At 44.6% G+C, this 26,533-nt stretch carries 27 protein-coding genes; 11 read left to right on the forward strand and 16 right to left on the reverse strand.

The features are described 5' to 3' along the window. Positions 1–203: 203 nt before the first annotated feature. A complete protein-coding gene (locus GVO60_RS01060) occupies positions 204–1,805 on the forward strand; it encodes an EAL domain-containing protein (protein WP_159650698.1) in 1,602 nt (533 codons plus the stop codon). A gap of 299 nt (positions 1,806–2,104) precedes the next feature. Continuing rightward, positions 2,105–4,141, forward strand: a complete 2,037-nt coding sequence (locus tag GVO60_RS01065) for an alpha-amylase (RefSeq protein WP_371862428.1) — start codon at positions 2,105–2,107, stop codon at positions 4,139–4,141. A gap of 57 nt (positions 4,142–4,198) precedes the next feature. On the opposite strand, the gene aroG is transcribed toward GVO60_RS01065, so the two are convergent. Beyond that, positions 4,199–5,254 carry a 3-deoxy-7-phosphoheptulonate synthase AroG gene (gene aroG / locus GVO60_RS01070; protein WP_159650702.1) on the reverse strand — a complete coding sequence of 352 codons (1,056 nt, stop codon included), beginning with the start codon at positions 5,252–5,254 and terminating at the stop codon, positions 4,199–4,201. Between the two features lie 305 nt (positions 5,255–5,559). On the opposite strand from aroG, the gene GVO60_RS01075 reads away from it, so the two are divergent. The 4 genes from GVO60_RS01075 to GVO60_RS01090 all read left to right on the forward strand — a co-directional run bounded on the left by GVO60_RS01075 (position 5,560) and on the right by GVO60_RS01090 (position 8,888). Next, on the forward strand, positions 5,560–6,276 hold the full coding sequence (locus tag GVO60_RS01075; RefSeq protein WP_159650704.1) for an amino acid ABC transporter ATP-binding protein: 717 nt from the start codon (positions 5,560–5,562) through the stop codon (positions 6,274–6,276). A gap of 2 nt (positions 6,277–6,278) precedes the next feature. Further along, complete coding sequence (locus GVO60_RS01080; protein ID WP_159650706.1) at positions 6,279–7,073, forward strand: amino acid ABC transporter permease; 795 nt, start codon at positions 6,279–6,281, stop codon at positions 7,071–7,073. Positions 7,074–7,085: 12 nt separating this feature from the next. Further along, positions 7,086–7,925: a transporter substrate-binding domain-containing protein gene (locus GVO60_RS01085; RefSeq protein WP_159650708.1), complete on the forward strand. Its 840-nt coding sequence runs from the start codon at positions 7,086–7,088 to the stop codon at positions 7,923–7,925. A gap of 78 nt (positions 7,926–8,003) precedes the next feature. Then, a complete protein-coding gene (locus GVO60_RS01090) occupies positions 8,004–8,888 on the forward strand; it encodes an amino acid ABC transporter permease (protein WP_159651405.1) in 885 nt (294 codons plus the stop codon). Here the strand turns inward: GVO60_RS01090 and GVO60_RS01095 are convergent. Genes GVO60_RS01095 through GVO60_RS01115 form a run of 5 tightly spaced genes read right to left on the reverse strand, consistent with a single transcriptional unit; the run spans position 8,876 to position 12,534 of the window. Continuing rightward, the gene (locus GVO60_RS01095; protein ID WP_225874881.1) at positions 8,876–9,295 is read right to left on the reverse strand and encodes a VanZ family protein; all 420 of its coding nucleotides are present in this window, start codon (positions 9,293–9,295) and stop codon (positions 8,876–8,878) included. The genes GVO60_RS01090 and GVO60_RS01095 overlap by 13 nt on opposite strands. A gap of 58 nt (positions 9,296–9,353) precedes the next feature. Beyond that, positions 9,354–10,250, reverse strand: a complete 897-nt coding sequence (cyoE, locus tag GVO60_RS01100) for a heme o synthase (protein WP_159650710.1) — start codon at positions 10,248–10,250, stop codon at positions 9,354–9,356. Then, positions 10,247–11,281 carry a COX15/CtaA family protein gene (locus GVO60_RS01105; protein ID WP_159650712.1) on the reverse strand — a complete coding sequence of 345 codons (1,035 nt, stop codon included), beginning with the start codon at positions 11,279–11,281 and terminating at the stop codon, positions 10,247–10,249. Before GVO60_RS01105 ends, cyoE begins: the two co-directional genes overlap by 4 nt. 40 nt (positions 11,282–11,321) lie before the next feature. Continuing rightward, positions 11,322–11,870, reverse strand: coding sequence for a redox-active disulfide-containing membrane protein (locus tag GVO60_RS01110; RefSeq protein WP_159650714.1), 549 nt, complete (start codon positions 11,868–11,870; stop codon positions 11,322–11,324). After that, complete coding sequence (locus GVO60_RS01115; protein ID WP_307761760.1) at positions 11,863–12,534, reverse strand: SURF1 family protein; 672 nt, start codon at positions 12,532–12,534, stop codon at positions 11,863–11,865. Before GVO60_RS01115 ends, GVO60_RS01110 begins: the two co-directional genes overlap by 8 nt. Before the next feature lie 67 nt (positions 12,535–12,601). Here GVO60_RS01115 and GVO60_RS01120 point away from each other — a divergent pair, with 67 nt between their 5' ends. Next, the gene (locus tag GVO60_RS01120) at positions 12,602–12,838 is read left to right on the forward strand and encodes a DUF2909 domain-containing protein (protein WP_159650718.1); all 237 of its coding nucleotides are present in this window, start codon (positions 12,602–12,604) and stop codon (positions 12,836–12,838) included. Between the two features lie 27 nt (positions 12,839–12,865). Here the strand turns inward: GVO60_RS01120 and GVO60_RS01125 are convergent, their stop codons facing one another. The 4 genes from GVO60_RS01125 to coxB are packed head-to-tail and all read right to left on the reverse strand — an operon-like array spanning position 12,866 to position 17,159. Continuing rightward, positions 12,866–13,750, reverse strand: a complete 885-nt coding sequence (locus tag GVO60_RS01125; protein ID WP_159650719.1) for a cytochrome c oxidase subunit 3 — start codon at positions 13,748–13,750, stop codon at positions 12,866–12,868. Further along, positions 13,747–14,355, reverse strand: coding sequence for a cytochrome c oxidase assembly protein (locus GVO60_RS01130; RefSeq protein ID WP_159650721.1), 609 nt, complete (start codon positions 14,353–14,355; stop codon positions 13,747–13,749). Before GVO60_RS01130 ends, GVO60_RS01125 begins: the two co-directional genes overlap by 4 nt. 9 nt (positions 14,356–14,364) lie before the next feature. Next, a complete protein-coding gene (gene ctaD / locus GVO60_RS01135; RefSeq protein ID WP_159650723.1) occupies positions 14,365–16,017 on the reverse strand; it encodes a cytochrome c oxidase subunit I in 1,653 nt (550 codons plus the stop codon). Next, positions 16,014–17,159: a cytochrome c oxidase subunit II gene (gene coxB / locus GVO60_RS01140; protein ID WP_159651407.1), complete on the reverse strand. Its 1,146-nt coding sequence runs from the start codon at positions 17,157–17,159 to the stop codon at positions 16,014–16,016. Before coxB ends, ctaD begins: the two co-directional genes overlap by 4 nt. A gap of 354 nt (positions 17,160–17,513) precedes the next feature. Between coxB and GVO60_RS01145 the strand changes: the two genes are divergently transcribed. Further along, a complete protein-coding gene (locus GVO60_RS01145; RefSeq protein WP_159650725.1) occupies positions 17,514–19,217 on the forward strand; it encodes a phospho-sugar mutase in 1,704 nt (567 codons plus the stop codon). Between the two features lie 76 nt (positions 19,218–19,293). Here GVO60_RS01145 and GVO60_RS01150 read toward each other — a convergent pair whose 3' ends face one another. The 6 genes from GVO60_RS01150 to GVO60_RS01175 form a co-directional block, all read right to left on the reverse strand. Then, positions 19,294–20,001 carry a DsbA family protein gene (locus GVO60_RS01150; RefSeq protein WP_159650727.1) on the reverse strand — a complete coding sequence of 236 codons (708 nt, stop codon included), beginning with the start codon at positions 19,999–20,001 and terminating at the stop codon, positions 19,294–19,296. 9 nt (positions 20,002–20,010) lie between these two features. After that, positions 20,011–20,511 (reverse strand): protein disulfide oxidoreductase, encoded by a 501-nt coding sequence (locus GVO60_RS01155; protein ID WP_159650729.1) that lies wholly within the window; start codon positions 20,509–20,511, stop codon positions 20,011–20,013. A gap of 2 nt (positions 20,512–20,513) precedes the next feature. Then, complete coding sequence (locus GVO60_RS01160; RefSeq protein ID WP_159650731.1) at positions 20,514–22,613, reverse strand: protein-disulfide reductase DsbD family protein; 2,100 nt, start codon at positions 22,611–22,613, stop codon at positions 20,514–20,516. 90 nt (positions 22,614–22,703) lie between these two features. Then, the gene (locus GVO60_RS01165; protein ID WP_225874882.1) at positions 22,704–23,009 is read right to left on the reverse strand and encodes a hypothetical protein; all 306 of its coding nucleotides are present in this window, start codon (positions 23,007–23,009) and stop codon (positions 22,704–22,706) included. Between the two features lie 151 nt (positions 23,010–23,160). Further along, positions 23,161–23,580: a GNAT family N-acetyltransferase gene (locus GVO60_RS01170; RefSeq protein WP_159650735.1), complete on the reverse strand. Its 420-nt coding sequence runs from the start codon at positions 23,578–23,580 to the stop codon at positions 23,161–23,163. A 78-nt stretch (positions 23,581–23,658) separates the two neighbouring features. Continuing rightward, positions 23,659–24,291 carry a LysE family translocator gene (locus GVO60_RS01175; RefSeq protein WP_159650737.1) on the reverse strand — a complete coding sequence of 211 codons (633 nt, stop codon included), beginning with the start codon at positions 24,289–24,291 and terminating at the stop codon, positions 23,659–23,661. 235 nt (positions 24,292–24,526) lie between these two features. On the opposite strand from GVO60_RS01175, the gene GVO60_RS01180 reads away from it, so the two are divergent. The 3 genes from GVO60_RS01180 (at position 24,527) to GVO60_RS01190 (ending at position 26,473) form a co-directional block, all read left to right on the forward strand. Continuing rightward, positions 24,527–25,354, forward strand: coding sequence for an AraC family transcriptional regulator (locus tag GVO60_RS01180; protein WP_159650739.1), 828 nt, complete (start codon positions 24,527–24,529; stop codon positions 25,352–25,354). 94 nt (positions 25,355–25,448) lie between these two features. Then, positions 25,449–26,165: an AzlC family ABC transporter permease gene (locus GVO60_RS01185; RefSeq protein ID WP_174855857.1), complete on the forward strand. Its 717-nt coding sequence runs from the start codon at positions 25,449–25,451 to the stop codon at positions 26,163–26,165. Further along, on the forward strand, positions 26,165–26,473 hold the full coding sequence (locus GVO60_RS01190; RefSeq protein WP_159651409.1) for an AzlD domain-containing protein: 309 nt from the start codon (positions 26,165–26,167) through the stop codon (positions 26,471–26,473). Before GVO60_RS01185 ends, GVO60_RS01190 begins: the two co-directional genes overlap by 1 nt. The last annotated feature ends 60 nt before the right edge of the window (positions 26,474–26,533 follow it).

Raw genomic sequence — 26,533 nt, forward strand, 5'->3', positions numbered from 1 at the left:
AACGTGATGATAAAGTTAGACTTCGGCTAACCCATTGAGTTAATAACAAAAAACTCATAACGAGCTTTTTGTATCAAAAGTGAGATTTAAGAGTGCAAATTATACTCATATTCGTGATTGTATTCGTATCATACTAATTTGACACATATCTTTTTCGAATATACCCCTATAGTGTTCAAAACTAGGTAACAAAGATACAACGTATGAAACAACCGATTTCTAACATTCGCAAATGGCTAAACACGGTTGGTCATCACTTTCCTGTGCTTATTCCAATCGGCGGGATTTTCGCTTGTGTTTTTCTATTAGCCGCAGCCTTCAATCACCATCAGCTTCGCCAACATGTACTTAGCGATGGTAAGAACTCGATTAAAGAGCTCGAGATTTACATCGATGATGTCGCAGGCAAACTACAAATCTTGCAGCAATCAGTAGGGGAAGATTGCAGCCAGCAAGACAAGCTCGAACTACGCTCAAAAGTTTTTAATTCTCGAATGATAAAAGAGATAGGGCTCTACAAAGATGGGGTGGTTTACTGCACGAGTAACGAAGGGCGTACAAGCATCAGGTTGTTTAACTCAACACTGCAAAGAATTGAAGCATCACCCAAGCATATAACCATTTCCTTGATGAAATCTAAAAGCAAGTTCAAGACATTTTTTATCTACTCTTCCAGAGATAAACACACTGGCATTAATGCCCTACTGCACCCTCAGCAGTTTTTAGAACTGGTGTCACCACAATTTGAAGAACAGAAATTTGGCTATCAAATTCAAGTTCTTAACGAAGTGATTCAGAGTAATCACAATCAAGACCTACAAAAGAAAAATCTATACAGTTTTTCGTCTCACCTTTATCCATTTACGATAACGATTTTCCTGACTAGCGAGTCCTACCAATACCACTACTTAAAACATATTGGTGAAACAATTTCGATTGCTTTGGTTCTGTCGCTCATCTATCTGATACTTCGCTACCAAACCTTGGCAAAAAGGTCGATTGAACATTCGCTAGTAAATGCTATTCGTCAGGAGCAAATAGAGCTATTTTTACAACCCATTGTTGATATCAACACACGTAAAGTGGTTGGAAGTGAAGCGCTCGTACGTTGGAACCATCCCACCCAAGGCCAAATATCTCCTGAACAATTTATTCCATTAGCCGAGAAGTTGGGAGTCATTAATTTAATAACGCGATATGCCTTAAAAGAGGTTACTCGTTTCTTAAAGCACAACCCAGAATACTCGAAATCGAGTTATATCAGTATCAATGTCAGCCGCTACCAGATTGTCGAGCCTGAGTTTGTTCTCTATCTAGAAAACTACGCCAAACGTTACCCTCATTTTGTTAACTCTATCTTACTGGAACTCACTGAAAACGTAGATTTAAGTGCTGAGCAATTGGATACCGCTTTGCTTCATTTAAACATGATTCAATCTTTAGGTTTTGATATCGCGATGGATGACTTTGGAACCGGGTACTCAGGTCTAAATCTAATTAGATTGATTAATTTTGACGTAGTAAAAATCGATCAAGTTTTTATTAAAAGCCTTCACCCAGAAACGGATATCACCCCTGTATTAAAATCCATGATCCAGCTTGCCACCGAACTTAACATGAAAATTATTGCGGAGGGCGTAGAGACTGAACATCAAATCGAAATACTAAAAATGCTTGGGGTTAAATATATACAAGGCTTCTATTATGCAAGGCCAATTCAACCAAAAGAGTTAGTGGAGTTTTACAATATGACGCACAGTGCTTTGCTTGCTTCTAAGCCAATACCGCGCTGGGAGAGTGAATAAGATATGTCCGAATAATTCAGGTAAAAAAATCGGGCAAACCGCCCGAATCAATTTAAAGCCTGAAGTGCGTAATCCGTTACGCTGAGAACCATTACGAAAAATAGAATATCACACCATAAAAAACTTACAACACGACAGACCGATAAATTACTTATCAGTGACTCACTTTATTTTGTATGTGACCCACTGCACGCTTTAGGGCGTAGATGTGGAGAATGATGTCGACCCATTCGCTTCCCTTTATGATCAATAAAAATTCATAACAACAAGGATGAAGCGTGAAACATTCGAACCTTACCATCGCCCTGGGTCTAATACTGACGAGCACCTTCGTTAGCGCTCAACCCACTCTTTCCATTTCCACGACAACGACCAGCAGAAACTTTCCTCTCAATACTGAGGAGCCCGTTGTCGTCCCGATGACAAAACAAAAATATCAAATAAAAATCAGCGATCTCGAAGGAAATTGCTCCGCACCAGAAGGCCAAAAAGTTAAATTCAGAAAGCCGCTGTTTCTAAACTGTGGTTCCGAAACCTTACTTGACCTTAATGTTCGCTTTGCTGGGGACTACTCATTTGCTTTCAATGCAGATAACCAAACGATTTCAATTGCTAGAGAAGCGAAGAAAAGCACTAAAACCGTATTTAAGCGCCCTATTCCAAACGTCCAATGTGAAGCTTATACAGGTGGTGACGTCACCCTGAACCTTGGCAATAGCTTCCCTGATGGAACACAGTTGAGAGAAGCATACTCACACCAAATGGTGATAGTGAAAGAAGGCAAAGTTAGCCTTACGCCAGCGAAAGACAGCGGAGGGCTTATCCTGTTAGAGCCCGCAAAAGCCGAGCAACAGTCACAGCCTTTTAATTACAGCAACGCCAACATCTATTTCGTCATGGTTGACCGATTCAAAAACGGCGATCCGAGTAACGACCTAAGCTATGGCAGACAAAAAGATGGTAAACAAGAGGTAGGAACCTTTCACGGTGGTGACCTTAAAGGTGTAATAGAGAAGCTCGACTATATTCAGAGCTTGGGTACTGACGTCATTTGGCTTTCACCGATTGTTGAGCAAGTCCACGGCTTTGTCGGAGGGGGCGAAAAAGGTAGCTTCCCATTCTACGCGTATCATGGATATTGGACTCGTGACTTCACCAAAATCGACCAAAACTTTGGCGATGATGAAGACTTGAAAAAGCTAGTATCTGAGGCTCACAAGCGCGGTATCAAGATCTTTCTCGATGCGGTTATCAACCACTCTGGTTACTCGACCTTAGCCGATCTACAGTTCGATAACATTCAAGTCGTCGATAACAAAACATTACCTGAACAATGGGCTCACTGGGCTCCAAAAACTGGAGAAACCTGGCACAGTTACCATCAAGCGATAGATTATCAGTCGCAGCAATGGAGAGATTGGTGGGGCGCAGATTGGGTCCGTTCAGGCTTGCCAGGCTATGCAAAACCGGGCTCTAGCGACATCACTATGACACTTGCTGGTTTGCCTGACTTTTTAACCGAATCCGATAAAAAAGTGACGCCGCCGAAATGGCTACTTAACAACCCTGGCACAAGAGTGGTATCAAAAGAGAACTATACCGTCGCGGATTATCTCATTGAATGGCAAGCGGATTGGGTCAAACGTTTTGGCATCGACGGCTTCCGAGTTGATACCGTTAAGCATGTCGAGGGCGAAGTCTGGAAACGCTTGAAAGAATCAGCAAGTGACAGCCTAAGTCAATGGCGAGAAAGCAATGGCCAACAAGGCGAACCATTTTGGATGATGGGCGAGGTTTGGGGGCATTCTGCTTACCGCTCTCCTTATGTCGATGACGGCTTCGATGCGCTAATCAATTTTGATATGCAGAAAAAGCTTGATAAAGGCGCGGCATGTTTAAGCCAAATGCAAGATACCTATCAGAACTATGCCGATTCGATGCAGGAAACACCGGATTTTACGCCCGTCAGTTACATGTCATCACACGATACAGAGCTATTTTTTGATCGATTCAAATCAATGGAAATGCAACGTGATGCGGCAAGTGCTCTACTACTCAGCCCAGGGGCGATTCAAGTGTACTACGGGGATGAGATAGCACGAGAACTTGGTCCTTACGCCGATGACTTTCATCAAGGCACGCGTTCTGATATGAACTGGAAGCTTGATTCAGAGCGTAGAACGTTGCTCGATCACTGGCAAGTACTAGGGCAATTTAGACAGCGCCATCCTGCAATTGGTGCCGGTCATCACCAAGTGCTTAACAATGAATCTGCTTACGTCTTCTCACGCCAATTGGCTGATGACAAGGTTGTAGTTGCATTCGTTGGCAAATAAACTCTCCAACAAAACAAAAAAAGCTCCAATAAGGAGCTTTTTCTATTAGAGAACAATTTACTTGTTGTTGCGACGAGCTTGCACTGCTTCCGCCAATTGACGAAGTACTTTCTCAGTATCATCCCAGCCGATACATGCATCGGTAATCGACTGACCGTATGTAGGCGCTTCACCATCAACCAGATCCTGACGACCTTCAACAAGATGCGATTCAATCATTACACCGAAGATAGCATCTTCACCGCCTGCAATTTGGCCAGCAACGTCTTCTGTTACGACCATTTGACGCTGGTACTGTTTAGAGCTGTTTGCATGGCTGAAATCAATCATGACTTTCTGTGGTAGACCTGATGCTTCTAGCTTACTCTTAATCGCGCCAACATGCTCCGCGCTATAGTTAGGCTCTTTACCACCACGAAGAATGATGTGACAGTCAGGGTTACCCGCCGTTTCAACAATCGCAGAGTGACCATACTTAGTAACGGACAAGAAATGGTGTGAGGCACTCGCACTGCGGATCGCATCTGATGCAATTTTGATGTTGCCGTCTGTACCATTTTTGAAACCAACAGGGCACGAGATACCAGAAGCAAGTTCGCGGTGTACTTGTGACTCTGTCGTACGTGCGCCGATAGCACCCCAGCTAATAAGATCTGCCACATATTGCGGTGTAATCATGTCAAGGAATTCACTTGCCGTTGGCAAACCCATGTCTGTCAGATCAAGCAGTAGCTTGCGGCCCATACGAAGACCATCATTGATTTTGAAGGTGTCGTTTAGGTAAGGGTCGTTAATTAGACCTTTCCAACCAACCGTAGTACGTGGCTTTTCAAAATAAACGCGCATAACCACTTCAAGGCGATCGCCTAACTCATCACGCAGCGTTTTAAGACGCTTACCGTATTCAATCGCCGCCTCAGTATCGTGAATCGAACAAGGGCCGACAATCACAAGTAAGCGATCATCTTCGCCTTTTAGGATATTTGAAATAGCTTCACGAGAACGAAATGTCGTCGAAGAAGCCGTTTCTGTTGCTGGAAACTTCTCTAAAACTGCAACTGGTGGTAATAATTCTTTTACTTTGCTGATTCGAACATCATCTGTCTGGAACATTGCTACTACTTCCTATTTTCTTGGCTTGAGCGCCAGCACCCAATAAGTTGGTGCATAAATGCTCAACGTTGTTATTCCTGTTCCTTGTAACTTATCTATCAAAAACGATGCTTGCAACCACTATTTGCATCAAAAGGCAATATTTCTTGTTATTTTACATTTTACAAGATCTGTAAAAATTACATTACACCCAATTTTTCCGGCAAATATCCCTTCCTAGAAGTGAAGAAGAACCCTACACAGGATGCAATATCTCTATGATATTGCTATGGTAGTAGCAATATAAAAAAGAAAGCAGCTCCGGCATGAACGCCATCGATTTTACAAACGTCAACAAATGGTATGGAAACTTCCAAGCCTTAAAAAATATCAACCTCACGGTTAACAAAGGTGAAATTCTAGTTATTTGTGGACCTTCTGGCTCTGGCAAATCCACACTCATTCGCACGGTGAATGGACTGGAATCCATCTCGCAAGGAGAAATATCTGTCCTTAATCAGCCCATCGTTGATACGCCAGCAGGTAAAGTCGGCATGGTCTTTCAGCACTTCAACCTTTTTCCTCATTTGACGGTGTTAGAGAATCTTACCCTTGCGCCAATTCGAACCTTAAAACTGTCAAAGCAAGAAGCAACAGATCGAGCAATGCACTATCTACAGCGAGTAAACATCAGCGAACAAGCGAGCAAATACCCGATTCAACTCTCTGGAGGACAGCAGCAGCGTGTCGCCATCGCACGTTCATTGTGCATGGAGCCAGAAATTTTGTTATTTGATGAACCAACGTCAGCACTTGATCCCGAAACAATACAAGAAGTGTTAGATGTGATGGTCGATCTTGCCAGCGATGGTATCACTATGATGTGTGTGACCCATGAAATGGGCTTTGCAAGAAAAGTAGCCCACCGAGTGATCTTTATGGATCAAGGCGAAGTATTAGAGATGGCGACTCCTGAGCAGATATTTTCTGCACCTCAACATCCTCGTACTCAACAGTTTTTAAACCAGATACTTAGCCATTAGAAATGCTCAAAATTCTTAAACCTGTTTTTTCAGCCCTACTTCAGATAACCTTACTCGGCTTAGGTTTATGGTGGCTACTTGAATCTGGTGCTCAGTCAATGGGCTACCAATGGCAATGGGATCGTGTGCCCGATTACATTGCGTTTTACGAAGATGGTGAATGGTGGCCTGCAGAGCTAATTGACGGGCTATTTGTCACTATTAAGATATCCGCCATCAGTTTATTGTTTACCTTAGTCATTGGATTAGGAACAGCCATGCTGAAGCTTTCTGATTCGGTGGTTGGGCGCGCTGTCGCCACTGGCTATATTGAACTGATTCGAAATACGCCCTTGTTGGTACAAATCTACCTGCTCTATTTTGTGTTTGGTCCAGTCATCGGCTTAGACCGCTTTTCTACCGCAGTGCTTGCTTTATCTCTTTTTCAAGGCGCTTACACGGCTGAAATCCTCAGAGGCGGTCTCAACAGTATTTCTAAAGGTCAATTCGAAGCGGCGAAATCTTTAGGGTTAAGCCCTTTTCATACCTATTACGATGTGATCATTCCCCAGTTGTTACAGCGAACGTTACCTGCTTTAACCAATGAAGTAATATCGCTTGTAAAGAACTCATCCATTGTTTCTGTCATGGCGATTTTTGACCTCACCACAGAGGGACGGAATATCGTTTCTGAGACTGCCATGCCATTTGAAATATGGTTTACCGTCGCTGGGATATATTTGCTACTAACACTTTCTCTATCTGCCTTGTCGGCTTTGCTTGAACATCGACTAGGCGCAAGTTGGCGTACACAATAAAAAGGAACCACTATGTATCACTTAGGACGAAAATTACTGTCTGCCAAACGATTCAAAGGGGCTATTACGGCTCTACTTGGCTTGGCGATCGCTCTACCTAGTTTAGCGGCAGATACTCCCAATCTTGATAAAATCAATGACCGAGGAACGCTGCGTGTTGGCATGTCTACTTTTGTACCATGGGCAATGCGAAATACTCAGGGCGAACTGATCGGCTTCGAAATAGACGTTGCCAAACGTCTGGCTGCCGACTCTGGTTGGAAAGTCGAATTTGTACCGACTGCGTGGGATGGTATTATTCCAGCTCTACTAGCCCAAAAGTTTGATGTCATCATTGGTGGAATGAGCGTCACCCCTGAGCGTTCAAAAAGTGTACTTTTCACTACTCCATACTCCCACTCAGGCGTTCAAGTTGCGGCAAACCGTGAGTTAGCTGATGGCTTTTCAGAGTTTAGCGACTTCAATTCGCGTCGTGTGAAAATTGCAGCACGCCGTGGCGCTTTTACGGTTCAGGTAGCACGTGAAACCTTCCCGAAAGCGAAAATTCTTCAGTTTGACGACGATGCTCAAGCCTTCCAAGAAGTTATCAATGGCAATGCGCACGCGGTGATTGCATCAAGCCCAAAACCAGAGCATGAAGCGGTAAAAAATAGCGACAAACTGTTTATACCATTCACAGAGCGCCTTTCAAAAGGTAACGAAGCTTTTGCTGTGCGTTTAGGTGAGTCGGACAAGCAAGCTTTCTTCGATAATTGGATCCAAGCAAGAACCGATGATGGCTGGTTAAGTGAGCGTTATGAGTACTGGTTCTCTACTCTAGATTGGCAGAGTCAGGTTGCTACTGGTCAATAACATAAGACAATAGCCCTTCAAAAATTAGAACGAATGTATAGCGGTATTAAAGTGAGCAAAACAGACACAGCTGAATATATGGAAGCGCCCAAAAGCAAGTTACGACTTAATAAGTTGGATGGGATTCTTCTTGTGATCATTGCCCTTGTGGGCTGTTGGCTTTATTACCGCTCATCAATCGGCGTCAATTATCACTGGCGCTGGGGTGATGCACTATCACTTGTCTTTACTTCTCGTGCTGATGGCTCACTCCCTTATTTTTTTCAGGGTTTAATTGCCACACTTCGTTTGAGTGTTTGGGGAATGCTTCTGGCATTTACCCTCGGGACCGCTTTGGGCGTTGCGCGACAATCTAGACTGAAGCTAATCAAAGCGCCAATTAACGCATTCATTCAGCTGGTGCGGAACATTCCACCACTTGTATTCGTTTTCATCTTCTACTTTTTTATCTCAAACCAATTGATTCCATTGCTTGGTTTATCTGAATTACTCCGAGGTCATTCCGGCGATATCAATGCGTTACAAGCATTTTTGTTTGGCCCTGCTACGCTCTGGGAAAACTTAGTTTCAGGGGTTCTTTGTATCGGTATTCTCTCTTCTGCGTACGTCGCTGAAATTGTCCGCTCAGGACTAGCGAATATTACGAAGGGACAATGGGAAGCCGCAGATTCGCTCGGGCTTTCAACTTGGGTTAAATATCGTTATATCATCGCACCGCAAGTATTGATTACCATCACACCCGCTTTAGCAGGACAGGCTATATCCTTAGTGAAAGACACATCGATTGTCTCGTTGATTTCAATACAAGAAATGACATTCGTAGGCACGGAGATCGCCAACTCATCAGGGCTAATTTTCGAGATTTGGTTACTGGTCGGCTTCATCTACTTAGCGATTTGTCTGCTCTTATCGCTATTTTTCAAAAGACTCGAACTCAACACCTTACGCCATCAACGCAAATAACTTGGGTAACGGCAGCTGATGTAAAACATATAGACGACGCTGCCCATCAAAACGCCAGATAAATTAATACCTAAGTCAGTCCAAGAGAATTGTCGTAGGGGTAAGTACATTTGAGAGAACTCATCAATACTCACGGCAACAAGCAGTAACCCCACCCAAGGAGAAAAAGGGATAGAAGAGTATTGATAATAGCTTTTCGGTGTCGCCCATGAAGCAAAAAAGCCTAACGTTGTCGCGACGATAAGATGCATCGCCCAATCACCGCCCACCATATGCTCAAGCCCAATTATAATCTGTCCATGAATATCAAACGACTTAGCGAGTGAAGCGCCACCACCAATAACAACCAAGCTCACTAACAACAATAGTCTTTTACTAAACAAATCAGATACAGACAACATAGACATCAACTAAACTCCTAAGGGCCGCAAAGATTAACCCATGTCGATGTCAGTTAAAAGTCGCCTAGGTTAAATAATGGTCAATAAGTAGTAGAACAAACAGCGCCATTAAATGATAGATGGAAAACTTAAAAGTCTCTATGGCCGTTTTCTCATCTGGGTTGTACTTTAACTTCCACGCATAGCCGATAAATCCTAAACTTAGAGCAATCGAACCGATCCAATAAACAGCACCGCTCATACCCACCAGCGCGGGCATCAAACAAACTAAACCCAGTAAAACGGTATACAGCAATATTGACGTTTTGGTGTATTCAGTGCCATGCGTGACTGGCAGCATTGGAATATCTGCTTTGGCGTAATCCTCTTTTCGATGTATGGCCAGCGCCCAAAAATGAGGAGGCGTCCAAATGAAGATGATCATGACGAGTAACCAAGCGTTGGCGTGAAGCTCTCCAGTAACAGAAGTCCAACCAAGAAGCGGCGGCATTGCACCCGCTATTCCCGCAATCACAATATTTTGCGGTGTCGCCCTTTTTAGGTACATGGTGTAGATGACTGCATAGCCAAGCAAACTTGCAAAGGTGAGCCAAGCCGTTAGCGAATTAACCCATGCATAGAGCACCACAAAACCAAGTACACCAATTGCGCTCGCAAACACGAATACATTAACTGCATTGATATTGCCTGATGGTAATGGGCGTTTATAAGTTCTCGCCATTATCGCGTCGATACGTCGATCAATAAGATGATTGAATGCAGCGGCCGATCCCGCCATCAAACCGATCCCTAGTAATCCCAATACCGTTTGTTGAACCGGTAGTGAGCCAGGAACAGCCAAACACATACCCACCAAAGCGGTAAGCAACATAAGCGCCACCACTTTGGGTTTGGTTAGCGTCAGATATACACGCCAAACGGATCTATCTGGGGTTGCAGCATAGCTTAGCGTTTTACTCATCGTAGGCTCTCCTTATCTAATAGATCATTTACTGTTCGGCTTTGATTAGCGCTGGTTAGCAATAGGTAATTAACATGTAGAATAGAAACGAGAAGCAGCGCTGCGACGACATTGTGTGCGACAGCAATTACAAGCGGAAGACTAAACAGCACATTGCTCACTCCTAACATGAGCTGCAATAGCAGTAAGGCACTGACTTTCAATGCCGCAGCTGTGAAACGAGGACGATTTTGACCGAATAATTGATAGATCAGCGTTAATACAAATAACGTCACTGCGACAGCACCAAAACGGTGAGTGACATGAATCGTCATCCTTGCACCATAATCTAACGTGCCAAATTCATAGCTCTCTTGCGCAGGTTGAATCAATTGAAAAGCGGTAGCGAAATCGAGGTAACTCATCCAGTCACCTTGGCAAACGGGTAAACTTGTACACATTAGGGCAGCATAGTTTGATGATGTCCAACCGCCCAAAGCAATTTGCAATATCACTACGATTAATGTTGCCATAGAGAGCACCTTCAAAGCCCACGATGTCGATATGCTTTGAGGTTCAACCTCTTCTCGATCTTTGAGCCGCCAATAGAGCACATTTAACAGACAAAACAGCGTAAATCCACCCAGCAAATGCCCCATGACCACAATAGGCATCAGCATCATGGTGACCGTCCACATGCCAAGTAATGCCTGGAAAACAATCACTAATGAGAGTGTTATAGGTAAGCCATATGACAAGCTTTTCTCTTTTAAACAACGGAAAGTAATCACAAACACAGCAATGCCTAATGTGCCTGCAAAATAACGATGAATCATCTCAAGCCAAGCTTTATTAGCTTCAACCGTCAATGATGGGTACAAAGCTTGAGCCAATGCGATTTCATGTTTTTCATTTGGCACAGTGAGTTGACCATAACATCCCGGCCAATCCGGACAACCTAAACCCGCATCGGCTAAACGCGTATAGGCGCCAAGCATAATCACGACAAGGGTTAACACTAAGCTAAGCCGCACTAAATTGATCGTTTTCATCGACTCTACTCCTCTCTTTTATCATTCCATGACGAAAGAACTAACCTACGCGGGACAGCTTCAACAGCTTACGTAGATCAGCGAGCACATCTTTACTCTGGCTAACCAGTTGTTCTTGCGATTCAACCTTCGGATAGCGCATCACTAATTGACCTAACGGATCAACAATCACAAATTCAGACTCTGACAACACAGGTGCAAACTCATCATCTACCAAAATCGTATCGAATGTTTGCGCTTGCTCTACGGGAGAGTATTTTCCCTTAGACACAATCAGTACTGGTGAAACGCGCTGCTGGTACTTACCAAGCGCTAGGTGACTCTGTCCCAACAGATATATCTGTTGCTGACAAAAATCATCACACTTTTCAGGAATCATATAAGCAAGCTGCCATTGCTCACCTTGATAGGGATTGTTAACGCCCAATGACTGATAGCTCACCGTCGGCTCAACAAGGACGCCACGATTTGTCACACCAGATTGATACCAATCGTTGATGAGAATCGTCTTGGCAAGAATGGCCGGTAGAGCGAACATCAAGACCAAAGCGATAAAAATTATTCGACCTCGTAATACAGAATTACTCATTGGAATCTCCTTTTCTCAATGCTCGCCATAACACCCAACAGCTGAGTAGCAATAACGCCAAAGCCATCGAAAACCATTGAAGTGCATAGCCATAGTGTTTTTCTGAACTCAATGGAATGGGCTGCCAAGGTTGAGGATAGCGCCAACCTTCTAATTGAGGCTGAACCACATAAGGGGCAATGGATTGCTGCCAAACAGCTTCCAGCGCAGTGATATTTAAATTTTGGATTCGGCCCACTTTTCCAGCTTCTAGATGAAGTTCATTGCTCAACGGGTTGGCTGAACGCTGGTAGATTCTGACTTCATAACGCTCAGGCTCATCTAGCCAAATTACATTTGGCAACTGATTGCGCTGCTTTTCCGCTTCCACAAAACCGACCTCAAATAGCACGCTTTGCTGGGAATCTATACGCATCAATTGAAGAGCAAGATAGCCAACTTTGCCTTGATAGGTTTGGTTGTCTAATAGCAAATACTTGCCAGGAATTGGCTCTAACTCTGCCGTAGCTCGTAGTCCGGTCAGGTATCGATACTGGTTGATGTCTAATTCTGCTAACTCAATATTGGCAGAAAATTCTCGCTCGCTAAGGCTTTGCTCTAACAGCACTTTCTCATGACCACGGGAAAGCTGCCATAAACCTAAGTTGATCAATATCGAAAACACAACCACAGTTAATAACAAGCCAAGCCAAAATCTTGGTCTCTTTAATAGATAACATAAGGACACCCTCATGGTATTTCTATTCAAACTATTACTCGTGGTATTGCTACTATTCATCATCTTCAATTTGGCTCGCGCTATGTTTGAAATGGTCAAAGGCCCACAGGAAAACGAAGAAGAAGTCGAACAAGACAAACCTATGAGCTTCTACCTCGGTCGACGTGTATTTCTTTCCGCATTAGCCGTCGTCCTTATGGTTGCTGCCCTACTGACAGGTTTTATTGATCCTAACGTTCGCCCTTATTAGCCGCCCCAGCAGCGGCTTAATTGAGCCCTAAATAACATAAACGAAGACGAACAAACACAACCAAACCACGTCAACAAAGTGCCAATACCAACTGCCTGCTTGAAACGCAAAGTGATCTTTCGGCGTAAAGTGATCCTTAGCCACTCTCGCCAGCAGTACGATCAGAAACGTAGTCCCCAAGAACACATGCATGCCATGGAAACCCGTCAATAAGAAAAAGGTATTGCCATACACTCCAGACTGCAGCGTCAACCCGAGGTCTTGATAAGCGTGTACATACTCCACTCCTTGGTAATAAAGGAAGAAGCAAGCTAACACGATGGTAATTTCTAACCACACAATCAAAGCCATGCGTTGATTCTTCTCAAGTCCGGTATGAGCTAAGTGCAACGTAATTGAGGAAGTAAGCAAAAGCAGCGTATTGATGAGCGGTATCCCTTTCCAGCTCATTGCTTCTGTGGTTGTACCGTCTGGTGTCGATGTCAATGGCCACAATGCCTCAAAAGTAGGCCATAGCACTTCGTGGGTCATTAAATTATTACTTGCACCACCTAGCCAAGGAACAGAAATCATACGTGCATAAAACAACGCACCAAAAAACGCGCCAAAGAACATCACTTCTGAGAAAATAAACCAACTCATTCCTTGGCGAAATGATCGAGAAATCTGCGCCGAATATTTACCAGACATGGACTCAGTAATCACGTTGCTAAACCAACCGGCAAACATGTACAACAAAAACAAAAATCCGCTAAGCAAGATCAACTTACCAAACACACTGCCATCACCGCCTTCAGCCATGTTCTGCACCGTCAACCCAGCGCCAACGGCGATCAAGAATAGTGAAACGGCTCCAACAATAGGCCAACTGCTTTGCGCAGGTACATAATATGAGGGATGTTTTGAGCTCATTCTTTTGCTCCTTGCAATGGATCGCTCGAACCTTTCGTCATGTTCACCTGCGCAACTTCAAGGCTTTCACCCGCTTTTTGAGTAATGTCGTAAAGCGTGTATGACAAGGTCAGCGTATGTATTGAGTCTGGAATATCTGGCTCGATATAGAAAATCAGAGGCATTTCTGCCTCACCTTGCCCAGCCAATGGTTGTTGGTTAAAGCAGAAACATTCGATTTTATTAAAGTAAGTGGCGCCTAAACCAGGAGAAACAGAAGGCACGGCTTGGCCGACAATTTCATTAGCTGATAGGTTTTGGGCGAAATAGGCCGTTTGAATCACTTGGCCCGGATGAACGTCCATCGATGTTTGTTTCGGTTCAAAAGACCAAGGGATCCCCTGGTTTCGATGGGCCATAAATTCAACGCGTATGAGACGTGATGTGTCAGGAACCATACCTTGTGGTTGTAGCGCAGACTCTGTATTGGTTTTTCCGTTGATTCCTAACGCATCACACATCACGTCATAAAGTGGGACAAGCGCAAAACCAAAGCCAAACATGGCAACGGTTGCCGCCAATAGTTTTAGCGTCAGTTTTCTATTTGGATTCGCGCTTCCCTGCATAACGCCTCCCTAGTCCACTTTTGGTGGCGTTGAAAAGGTATGATGAGGCGCTGGGCTTGGTACCGTCCACTCTAAGCCTTCTGCTCTTTCCCATGAGCGCGCTTTAGCTTTCTCACCACCGCGGATACATTTGATCACTAGCCATAAGAAAATAAGCTGCGAAAGACCAAATGCAAATCCACCAATGGAGACGATTTGATTCACATCGGCAAATTGGATCGCATAATCCGGAATACGGCGCGGCATACCGGCTAACCCGAGAAAGTGCATCGGGAAAAACAGTACATTGACAGAGATGACAGAGCACCAGAAATGCCAGAGGCTCAATTTATGGTCGTACATGTGCCCTGTCCACTTAGGCAACCAATAATAGGCCGCCGCCATAATAGAGAACACAGCCCCTGATACCAGTACGTAATGGAAGTGCGCCACCACAAAATAAGTATCATGATATTGGAAATCAGCCGGTACAATCGCCAACATCAGCCCAGAGAAACCACCGATAGTAAACAAGATAATAAACGCAATGGCGAATAACATGGGCGTTTCAAATGTCATTGCACCCCGCCACATGGTGGCAACCCAGTTAAATACCTTCACCCCCGTCGGCACCGCAATCAACATGGTACAGTACATAAAGAAAAGCTCGGCAAAGACTGGCATACCGGTCGTAAACATGTGGTGTGCCCAAACTAAGAATGAAAGCAGGGCGATACTACATGTCGCGTAAACCATTGAATGGTAGCCAAATAACTTCTTACCACTGAACGCGGGAATGATCGCTGAGACAATACCGAAAGAAGGTAAAATCATGATGTACACTTCGGGGTGACCGAAGAACCAGAAGATATGCTGGAACATCACAGGATCACCACCACCTGCCGCATCAAAGAATGACGTGCCGAAGTACTTATCGGTCAAAATCATGGTCACCGCCCCTGCTAAAACCGGCATCACAGCTATCAACAGAAACGCTGTAATTAGCCAAGTCCATACGAACATTGGCATCTTGAACCACGTCATCCCCGGAGCTCGCATATTAACGATCGTTACAATGACGTTGATCGCCCCCATGATTGAGCTAATACCCATAATATGAACTGAGAATACAAACAGCGCGGTACTATCTGGGCCATAAGTCGTTGAGAGTGGTGCGTAGAAAGTCCAACCAAAATCAGGGCCGCCCCCTTCAGTAAACAGTGAGGCAATCAGAATCAAAAAGGCAAAAGGTAAGATCCAAAAACTCAAATTGTTCATGCGTGGCAATGCCATATCAGGAGCACCTATCATCATAGGTATCATCCAATTTGCTAAGCCCGTAAACGCAGGCATCACGGCACCAAATACCATGATTAAGCCGTGTACCGTGGTCATCTGATTAAAAAACTGCGGCTCAACCAATTGCAGACCCGGTTGGAACAGCTCTGCACGAATGATCATCGCCATCGCACCACCGGTTAAGAACATGATAAAACTAAACCAAAGGTACAGCGTCCCTATATCTTTATGATTGGTTGAATAGAGCCATCTTGTGATGCCTTGCGGAGCTTCGTGATGGTCATGCTCATCCACTAAAGTAGCACTGCTTGCTCGGCTTAAATCTGCGTCCGCCGCAGGAGCTGATTTAATGTTTTCTGCTAACTCAGGTTTGGACGTTTTCATTGGCCCTCCTCAGATGTTCCAGATTGCTCGGCTTTGAATGCGTTTACGTCAGATGCTTGAATGACATCTCCCGTATCATTACCCAAACCATTTCGTTGATAAGTCACCACAGCGGCGATCTCTTTATCAGTTAATTGATTCGCAAATGCCTGCATCGCGGTTCCTGGTCGACCATTTACGATCGTATCGATATGCGTTGCGATATCACCTGTCGCAATTTTACTCCCCGTAATGGCAGGAAATGCGCCAGGGATACCTGCACCATTTGCTTGGTGACAGACGGCACATCGATCAACATAGACCTGAGTACCTAGTTCGATCAGCTCTTGTTTCGATAACGTCGCGGTTAATGAGGCTGCGGCTTCTTGCTTCGCCTTAGCAATCTCCGCTTTTTTATCCATGAGCCATTGTTCGTAATCGGCCTCTTCCATCGCATGAACGACCACTGGCATAAAGCCATGGGCTCTACCACATAACTCTGCACACTGGCCGCGATAAACGCCGGGTTTATCTATACGAGTCCACGCTTCATTAATAAAACCGGGAATGGTGTCTTTCTTCACAGCAAAATCAGGCACCCACCATGAGTGGATCACATCATCTGAAGTTAAAAGAAAACGAACTTTGCGATTGATCGGCAGCACAAGTGGGTTATCCACTTCCAGCAGATAGTGCGCCCCTTTCTCTTCAATGCCATCGATCGCTTTCTGACTTGTTGCGAGCAAACTAAAGAACTCAACTTCTTCGTCGAAGTAGCTGTAATGCCACTTCCATTGAGAGCCAGTAATTTTGATCGTCAGATCCGACTGAGAGGTATCTTCCATCGCCACCAAGGTTTTTGTCGCAGGAATAGCCATCAAAACCAAAATAATGATGGGAATCACCGTCCAGATGACTTCGACTTTGGTGCTTTCATGGAAGTGAGCAGCGACAGCGCCCTTTGACTTTCGATGGTGGTACATGGAATAGAACATCGCGCCAAAGACCACAACAGCGATAGCGCAACAGATATAAAAGATGAGCATGTGTAAGTCATACACTTTGCCACTAATGTCCGTTACACCTTTCGTCATGTTGTAGGTGTTCTCTTCGGCAATCGCTAAAGATGTCGAACATAGTTGAGCAACAAAGCCAACACACATCCATTTGATCAGTCGCCACACGGTAACCTTTAATCCTTTCAAAAGACCTCTCCTCTGCCTTTTCCATCAAGTGATGGTTGCTTTGAGACCCTAGCGGACTTCAGTTGCAAAAAAGTCCAATCCAGTCTGTGGGCTTTGAAAACTCCGTATAAACAGCAAATTTGATTAATTTTGTTATATTTATGTTAATAAAAACTAGTTGGCGTTTTTCGATTGTGCAAGAAAGTGCTAATGCGATTTTGCACCGCGTCGATGTAGTTTAGCGATTGCGCACTCGCAAATGATAATCGTTATCAGATATACTCTGGCAAATGTCATACACTTGGTATAACGAATTAGAAAGGTAGACAAACTATGATGGAACAAGTCACTCATTGGTTAGAAAAAGATCCTGATCCACGTACCCGTGAAGAACTCCAACATTTAATTGATGAAAAGCAGTTTGAAGAGCTAGAAGACCGCTTTAGCCAGCGCTTAGAGTTCGGTACTGCCGGCTTGCGTGGTAAAGTTGGCTGCGGCCCTAATCGAATGAACCGTTTGGTGATCCAAGAAACGGCGACGGGGCTTGGTCACTACCTGATCGAACAAGTTAAAGATGCCACTAACCGCGGTGTGATCATAGGCTATGATGGCCGCCCAGATTCCATGCAGTTTGCCCATGACACTGCGTCTGTTCTCACCTCACTGGGGATCAAGGTTTATCTAACTCATGATGTAGCCGCAACGCCTATCGTTGCTTTTGGCGTTCATCACTTTAATACCGCTGCCGCTGTTGTGGTCACCGCAAGCCACAATCCACCAGAATACAATGGCTTTAAGGTTTACTGGGAAAACGGTGCGCAAATTATTCCGCCGCATGACTCTGGTATTGCCAAAGAGATAGACATCGCCGCGGCGAAACCTGTGCCACTAATGAGCCTGGATGATGCGGAAAAACACGGCTTGTTGGTTTGGCTAAAAGAGGATTACTACCAAACTTATCGCAGCACAATGAATGGTAATGCTTTGCTCGGCAACCACCAGCAACCTGAGGCCGTCGGCGTTGCTTATACTGCAATGCATGGCGTTGGTGCGAACATGGCAGAGACCCTACTCGCCGACGCAGGTTTTACCAAGGTTTACAGTGTAAAAGAGCAACGTGAACCCGATGGTGCATTCCCTACCGTCAACTTCCCGAACCCAGAGGAAGCTGGCGCAATGGATATGGTGGTCGCTCTCGCGAAAGCAAATAATGCCGATATTGCCTGTGCTAACGATCCGGATGCAGATCGATTCGCAGTGGCAGTGAAAAAAGCGGATGGTGAGTTCCAAATGCTAACCGGTGACCAAGTCGGTTCCCTATTTGGTCACTACTTGCTGAGCAAAACAGAGTCAGCGAAACACTTGGTTGGTAACACCATAGTGTCATCTACTCTACTGAGTAAGATTGCTGCAGCATTTGGCGCAGAGTATTACCAAACCTTAACGGGTTTTAAATGGTTAACCAATATTGCGATGCAAAAGCAGACGCCAGAAAAGCAATTCTTGTTTGCTTACGAAGAAGCGCTAGGTTACACAGTAGGTAATAAAGTCTGGGATAAAGATGGTTTATCTGCTCTGGTTGCGTTCTCCCAACTAACGGCAGAACTAAAAACACAAGGCAAAACCATTTGGGATCAACTTGAAACGATTTACCGCCAACATGGTATGTACATCAATGCCCAGCACAGTACGGCACTAGATCCTAAAGCACCACCAATTGGCGACAAACTACGTGCAGATCAACCAAGTCAAATCGCGGGTCGCAACGTTGAAAGCATTGAAGATCTTAAAGCGTTAACCAAGACTTACGCTGATGGCCGCACCGAAAACATTGACTTACCAGCGAGTGATGTGTTGATTTATCACCTCTCCGGGGGCGCTAGAGTGATTGTTCGCCCGTCAGGCACTGAGCCGAAACTGAAATGCTACTACGAGGTGGTAGAGGCGTTTGGTGAAACAGAGACATTTGGCGAAGCTTACGAGAAAGCAGAGCTGGCTATGGATCTACTGATCGCAGAGCACCAACACACGCTCTAGGTACTCCGTACTCTTCACCCAATAGAAATGAAGCCTCCTAAATTGGAGGCTTCTTTATATCTAACCTTTCACTCAATTACTGGGTGAGTTTTTCTTCTAGCACCTTTTCAAGCTGATCATATGGAACGTAACCAGGGATCACTTCTTCACCAATGATCAGAGCCGGCGTACCTCGAAGCCCAAAACCATTAAACAATGCATAGTTTTCTGCTAACTGTTGCTCAATGGCTTTATCCGCTTTCAAGTATTGCTCTGTTCCGGTTTTCTTCGCGACCATCGCCAATGACATCGGATTGTGAGAACCTGGCTTTTTCACCAACAATTCATGCACCTTTTGATACTTCTCTTTGTCATTTTTCCAAACATTCAATGCGAAAGATGCAGAGTTAAGATCAGAAATTCCCTCTTTTAAAGGCACATATAGGTTAACCACTTTAATTTGTGGGAAAGCTTTAACTAGCTTCTCTAGTTCCACATCAAGCTTCTTACAATAAGGGCAGCTGTAGTCTGTCACGTTAATTAAGGTCAGCTCTGGATTCTCTGCCCCCATAAAGGTGTGGTTTGGATTTTTAATGTAGTTTTGGCTACTGGCAACCACCTCTTTAAACTGCTGCTGCTGAACAATATAAGCGGCCAAACTTTCATGCAAGGTATCAACCACTTCCGGGTTATCTTGCAACATATCGACAATCGCATCGATTTTCTGTTGTTGGGTTTCAGCAAATGCAGTAGGCGCTAACATAACCAATGACAATGCACTCACTAAAGTAATTTTCTTAAACATATTCTTTTCCTACTGATTCAACCAAGTGCGAACTAACAAACCTGGTGGAGTGGTAATTCCAGTTGTAATGGTTTCTACTTGACCATCTTTGATGATGGCAATGGTTGGAGTCACTGAGATACCCCACTTTCTAAACAGATCGCCACCAAGATCGTTAATGTTGGCAAAGTCATAACCTTTTTGAGCAAGAAAGTGGCTAACGCGCTCATTGGGGCCAGAAGAGCCTGAAACCGCAACAACTGGATAATATTGACTAATCCAATCAACCGTTGGGCTCACAAATTTACACGCTGCACACCAAGTCGCCCAGAAATAGACAATCACCGGAGACTCATAGCTTTGAGCGATAACATCGACTTGCTCACCATTCATTAACGTTGCCGCAAATGGAGGAGCGGACTCTGTCGGCATATCTTTACTTCGATACCAATCCACCACTAAGGCAATCACAATGGCGATAAACAGATAAATAACGAATTCTTTACTCAAGCGGAGTAGTTTCATCCCCATACTTAACCCTCTCCTTTTGCCTTTTCTATCGCACCCATCACTTCGTTTTCAGTCAAAATAACCGGAAGTGCAATGCCTTGAGGCGCATTTGGACCATAGACAATGTTAAATGGCACACCATAACGACCATTGGCTCTCAGATAATCCGTCACCGCCCCATCAGGATGTGTCCAGTCGCCTTGAATGGGCACAACATCATCACCTAGAAGCGTGCTATAAACAGGATCTTGAAGAATCACACCTATCTTGTTTGCCTTACATGTCACGCACCAATCTGCCGTTACATTAACAAACACGGTTTTGCCTTGAATCACCGAGTTTTCAATCAACTGGTTTGATAAAGGCTGCCAAAGAAGATCTGCTGGCAGTGGCTTCGCCCAGTGTTGCGTCGTCATACTCGCGAGGATAAATACCCCTGTCGTCACAAACAAAGCCGAACCACCGGAAATTGCCAACGCTTTATCACCATGAACTCGTTTTATCTTCATAAGTAGCCAGACAAGCCCTATCAAAGCGACAAGCAATACCCAAAACAGCGGTAAGTGATTGCTTAGTAGATAAAGCAACCAACTACTGGTGATGAGCATCATCGCACCAAACAAGTACTTCACTTTATTCATCCACGCCCCTGGTTTAGGGAGCATAGTGGCAAGCACAGGAAACAGCGCAACAAGAATCCAAGGTAGCGCCATCCCAAGCGCCAGCGCAGTAAAAATCGCAAACAGCTCCAAACTTGATGCCGCTAGTGCAAATGCGACAGCCGTTCCCAAAAATGGCGCAGAGCACGGTGTGGCCAACAAGGTTGCAAACATCCCTTGTGTAAAATGACCGGCGTAAGAGTTATCTCCTTTCGAAGCGAGCCAAGTATTCGTGCCTGAAGAGAGTCGAATCTCAAATAAGCCCAACATATTAGCGCCAAATAAGGCTGTGACTAGCACCATCACGCCGATGAACCAAGGGTTTTGGAACTGAATCCCCCAACCTACCGCATTGCCAGTCAGCTTTAACACCAACAAAAAGCCAGCTAATAACCAAAATGATGTCAGTATCCCAGCGGAAGATGCCAAAAACTGCCAGCGAACTTGTCGACGTGCTAAACCTTGAGTCGAAATCACGCTGCTGAGTTTCATCCCCAAAACAGGGAGAACACATGGCATGATATTGAGGATAAGCCCGCCAAGTAGCGCAATTCCTAGCATAGTGATAATTGACGAAGGCTCTGCGCTGCTCACGCCGAGTTCAACATCAATCACTTGCTCTGCTAGGAAGTTGTCATCTTTTATCGATACAAATAGCGATTCACCTGTTAAATCAATGTCACCAAGCCAACTGGAGACTTCGATGATGGCTGTTGCTGATTGTCCGTTTATCGACTTATCGATCAGTTTGTAACTGTACTCTTTACTCTGCTCTGTTTTGCCATCAAGAATAAACTCCGGGTGATTCCAGCCCAGCTTTTTATCAAGAGAGATCTCTAACCTCTGCTTATTTTCATCCCAGATTGCCGTCGCTTTTTCAATAAGCGGAGACGCTTTAGGTACTTGGCTTATCGCTTGCGCATACTTAAACAGATCGGGTTCGGACATGGAAAGATCTGAAGGTGTAAAGCTCAGCTTGATGGGGTAATCCGTCAGAACACAAATTGTCGTACACGACGATAAAACCAACTTCGCGTCAATATTGACGGGCTTTTGCCAATCTTCAATATTAAGTGTCATTGGGATGACCGTATCGCCTTTGTAACCGAGGGTATGGATACCCAAAAGTTCAAATTGCTGAGGATAAGGCCAGTGCCAATCTACACTTTTAAGATTTTCAGAAGCGCCCCAATCAATACTTGGCGCAATGCCTCCTTCTCCTGGGCTACGCCAGTACGTCTTCCAATCTTTAGTCAGCTCAACTTCCAAATAGCCTTCTACAAGCTGGTTAGTAGGGTCTGCTTGACCAGTTAAGACAAAGCGCGTTCGTACTGGCGGATGGTCAGGATTGGTCATCCAACCTGTGTCGCTCGCAGCAAACGTTACGGTCGAGAAAAATGAGCAGATTAACGCCATCACACTTAACGTGGCGCTAAAGTGTCGTAAATTCAGTATATTTTTCATGTATTTTCCAAATAACACTGCGTAAAAGCCTACGCAGCAAAAAGTAACAGATAGATGTATTCCTCTGAAGTCAATCAGATAGAAATTACGTTACTCTCGGAAAACACAAAGGGTGAGGTGGATACGGGTTTTGGGGACAATCGGCTCAGTAAAAGAAGCGAACTGAGAACGCGTTTGAGCTAACCAAGCGACTATGGCTAACAGTAGAATGAAGCTAAACACCATTAGGTGCTCTAAGTTCAGCTTTGCACTACTGAGTAGCTTTTCAGTTAAGTCACACTGTTCACCAAGCTCGGCTTTCTCAGGCACATCAGCAGATGCCGCCAGCACTTTAGTCTGTTCAGACAGTGCGGCGGTTTTGAACGCGCAAACATTGAAAAACGCCGAATTCTGCATAAAACAGATCGCGCATACCCACCCAACTAACAAGAGTGTAATTCGCGCTGTTTTTATCGGATGTCGTTGTTTAATCATTCGCTTAAGCGGTCTACTGAAACCAGCCTATTATGAGCAAGTGGCTGGTATTAATGTTAGTGAACTGTAAGAACTAGTCGATTTTCTTTTGTAAGAAGATTTTATCAATGCCAGCGGTTGGAAAACCGGTATAACGGCCAACTTCTTCAAAACCCAGTTTCGCGTAAAAGCCTGGCGCTTGAAAAGTATAAGTATCCAAGTAAAGATGAGTCACCCCATGGTTTTTCGCTTCTTGCTCAATCGTTTCCATGAGTTTACGACCTGTGCCCGCTGAGCGGTTAGTTTCGTCCAACCACAGGAACTCAACAAACAGGGTATTGGTAAATATCTCCCCGGTCAGGCCACCAAGAAAATGACCTTCATCATCCTCAGCGATACAAGCGAGTGACTGAATATCTGCTTCTGGAAAGTGTTGTAGGTTGAATGCCTTTAATCCGTTGTAGATTCTGTCTTTGATATTCTTCGGTGGATTCAAGATAAAATTAACGCGCATAGATTCCTTCCTTTCAGATACAAAAAAGGCCAGCAACGCTGACCTTTGTCTTGGGTATGTAACCCGTAAAAATCACTCTTAGCTTGCGAATGAGCTTAACATCCAAATCGCTAGAACGACAAAGATTAAACCCATAAATTTATGCTGATAGGTTCTAAATTTTGCGTTTTCAAGTAGTGGTTTACCCAGTGTGCCAACTAGACCAACCAGCAATAAATTGAACGCCAAACCTAATACATTAAGTAGTAAGCCAAGCGCCAGCATTTGCTCACCTGAAGATGCCGCGATATTGCTCGAAACAAACTGTGGCAAAAACATCACGAAAAAGACCAAAGCTTTTGGGTTAAGCAAGTTACTCACAAGCGCACGTTGGTAGAAAGTCGTGGCAACTTTACCTGAGCCTTGTAATTCAGGAGCATCAGAAGCACTCGCGCGAAGGCAATCCCAACCCATTTTCAATAAGTATGCACCACCTAATAGATGCAGCGCCTTAAGCGCAATTGGGCTCATGGCAATCAAGGCTGAGACACCCAACGCTGCCAATAGGGTAAGAATAATCCCTGATGTCGCGTTCCCTAAGCTGGCAAAAATACCAACTTTACGGCCGTAACTCATGCTCGAGCTTGCAATCAGCAACATATCAGGACCAGGTAAAAGCAGCAACGCAACAACCGCGGTTAAATACACCGGCAGCACAGAAATATCAATCATAGTATTTAATCGTTTTACAAAAGCAGTAAAGCGCGGGATTTTATACCAACATAATAACTCAATCCATACAATATCTATAACTTATCAATCAAAAATCAGCACAACGAGTTTTCGGTAGTTATAAGGGAAAGAATAATAATCTTCAGAATGGTTTCGCTCTAAAAAGCAATTTTGTACAAAAGAATAAAAGCTCGTTAGGCTAGACTAAGCAAAAACACCACAACAGGGATGAACAATGGCACCTCGCAAAGAAAAAGAGTCGGCCCGTTTTCAGCTCGCCAATGAACTTGGTGGGCTAGAACTGTTGGATGCGAAATACACTAATCAAAACTTTTCTCGCCATAGCCATGAGGGCTACACCATTGGCGTGATCGAAAAAGGCGCGCAACGATTCTACCGAACCGGAGGCAATCATATCGCGCCGCAAGACAGCATTATTTTGGTTAATGCGGACGAAGTTCATAACGGCCAAACCGCAACGGAAGGTGGTTGGGAATACAAAGCCATGTACCCATTACCTGAGCAATTTAGTCAGATGATGGAAGGGCTCAATGTAGCTCAATCAACCCCGTACTTTCCTGAGCCTGTTGTCTACGATCCAGAGATGGCCCAGCAACTCAGGTTAGTGTTTGATACCCTTGCGCAATCAGACAATCGACTCCTGCGCGAAACCTTGGTCTACGGCACTTTAGTCAAGCTGGCCAGTCGACACAGTAAAACACGCACAGATTGGACACCCGAGACCAAAAGCCAAAGGCAATTGGTTCTGGTCAAAGAGTTTCTCGATGATTTCCCTCAAGCAGATGTGAGCCTTGAAGATCTTTCGAAGCTCGCTGGGTTAAGCCCATATTATCTTGCTCGTAGCTTCCAAAAAGAGTTTGGTTTGCCTCCTCACGCCTATCAAATTCAAGCGCGTTTAAGGGTTGCGAAGACGTTATTGCGTAAAGGTATGAAGATTTCAGATGTGGCCCAAGAATGCGGCTTTCATGATCAAAGCCATCTTCATCGCCACTTTAAACGTGCGCTAGGTGTTACGCCAAAACAATTCGTCACTGGAGCGTAAATATACTCAAGCAAGCTACGCGCAAGTTTGTACAATTTTCTTTGAGGATTACATGGATTAATAATCGTTATGTTTTCTCGACCTATCTACACCTATGAGCACTATTAGTTTGAATTCAGTATCACAACCTCACCGTCGACAACTCTTCCTTCAAGGCACACTTGCGATGATTCCACTCAGTATTGCAGTGATTCCTTGGGGGTTGCTTGCTGGGTCTTTTGCGATTGAAGCCGGTTTAACCAGTTGGGAGAGCCAAGCCCTTTCCGCCATTTTGTTTGCAGGCTCGGCTCAGCTTGTCGCAACTGGAATGCTCAAAGCAGGGGCGAGTTTAGCCACCATGCTGCTGGCAACCTTTTTCATTACCTCACGCCACCTACTCTACAGCGTCTCAATGCGCAGTAAAATCAGCCCTCTCCCTCTGAAGTGGAGACTGGCTCTTGGATTTTTGTTAACTGACGAGTTGTTCGCTATTTGCGGTCAGCAATCAGATAAACAATTTGATCGCTGGTACGCATTGGGCGCAGGTTTGAGCTTTTATCTCTGCTGGAACTTAGCCACACTGGTAGGTATTGTTGCGGGCAGCTATATACCCGCAATGAATGAGCTTGGACTGGAGTTTGCCGTTGCCGCCACTTTTATTGCGATTGTCATCCCCAATATCAAAAGCTCGCCTGTACTAATCTCAGTACTTGTCGCTCTGGTACTCTCCGTCTTGTCGAGTCACTTAGGCATCGAGTCTGGCCTTATGATTGCCAGTGTCGGTGGCATGGTAGCGGGATACTTGGCTGAAACATTAAAAGGAGCAAAATGATGGTTATTCTATCTATATTGGCAATGACTGCGTTGGTCTTTTTAAGTCGCTATTTGTTTCTTGAGCCTAAATTACCACTAAAACTCAACCCTCAAGCGCAAAGACTACTCAGCTACTCAAGCCCTGCCGTGCTCACTGCAATTTGGGCTCCGATTGTGTTTATGCCAGAAAAAGAGCTTTGGATTGCACCTAATAACCCCTATCTAATCGGCGCCATCATTGCTGCTTTGATTGCGTGGAAAACAAAGAACGTATTAATGACGACCATTGTCAGCATGCTAATTTTCCTTTGCTTGAAACTGCTTTAGCCAAACAGTGCAGCAATAAGCAAAATCACGAACGCCACTACCGCGATCAGTTTAACCAAC

This window comes from Vibrio atypicus, assembly GCF_009811315.1.
GTDB lineage: Bacteria > Pseudomonadota > Gammaproteobacteria > Enterobacterales > Vibrionaceae > Vibrio > Vibrio atypicus.